This is a genomic window from Pseudomonas sp. CROZ-RG-20F-R04-15, from assembly GCF_022662375.1.
In the GTDB taxonomy this organism is placed as follows: Bacteria; Pseudomonadota; Gammaproteobacteria; order Pseudomonadales; family Pseudomonadaceae; genus Aquipseudomonas.
On record NZ_JAKNQL010000067.1, the window covers coordinates 1 to 1,099 of the forward strand.

Below are 1,099 nucleotides of genomic sequence, written 5' to 3' on the forward strand. Positions count from 1 at the left end.
CCGGAACTTCGCCCCGGGTTCGAGTGGCGGCGCGATGACCACACAGGTGGCGTCGTCGCGGGTGCGGCTTGGGTCGTAGCCAAGCCAGACCGGGCTGTTGCCGAACGGTCGATCCAGCTCCGCGTTGTAGTCCTCCCACAACGATAGGTCCGAGTAGCAGCGTTCCAGATCCTTGAGGCTGAATGCGCTTTGGGTGCTGTCGATGAACTTGCAGTAGAACAGCTGCTGAAATTTGTCTTCGTCGTACTCCAGCTGCAGCTGCTCCAGGTCGAACAGATCGCAGCCGCCGGCGATCGCATCGTCCAGGGTGATCGTCTTGCGCCACTGGCCGTCCGGACACAGCGCGCCGTGTGTGTAGGCCGCTTCGCTCGGCCACACACCGCCAGCCTTCTTGCCGCGTTTGCTGTTGCGGAATTCCTCACCTGACCAGAATGGGTACGCCTGGTGCGACACGGCGCTGGGCGTCGAGAAATAGGTTTTGCGCCACTTCTTGTGTGTGCCCATGGCGCTGGCCACCGTGCTGAGTTTTTCGAAGTCGCGGATCCAGAAATATTCGTCCACGTAGACGTGGCCGTGATAGCCCTGGGCAGTGCTGCTGTTGGTGCTGAGAAAGCGCAGTTCGGCGCCGTTGCTGAGCGTGATCGGGTTGCCGGTCAGCTCGATATCAAACCATTGCTTGGCGAACTGGATGATGTAGCTGCGGAAGATCTCGGACTGCGATCGGCTGGCAGACAGGAACACCTGGTTGTCACCGCTCAGCACGGCGTCCATGAACGCTTCGCCGGCGAAGTAGTAAGTCAGACCGACCTGACGGCTTTTTAGGATGTTCCGGACGCGGCGTGTCAGCGGGTTCTGTTTCGCCTCGAACAGCTCTTTCTGGTAGCCGTACATCTTCGAGATGAATTTATCGAGGAAGTCCACTTCGGTCAGGCCGCCGACGTCGTTCTTGGCCTTCTTTTCGCGCTTCTTGGCGCCGCCTTCGCCGCGTTCACGACGTTGACCAGGCTGGCGTTCGCGAGGTTCCCCCGGTGCGTCCGACGGCGCAGCCTGTGCAGGCTTGGCCGCAAGTTTTTTCAGCCGCTCAAGTAGGCCCGTCAGT

The 1,099-nt window shown here is 60.6% G+C and carries 1 protein-coding gene; it reads right to left on the reverse strand.

The annotated features are described in order from the left end of the window. Window positions 1-1,099: terminase family protein (locus L8H52_RS30290; RefSeq protein ID WP_242210169.1), on the reverse strand; the 1,099-nt coding region annotated here is incomplete at both ends.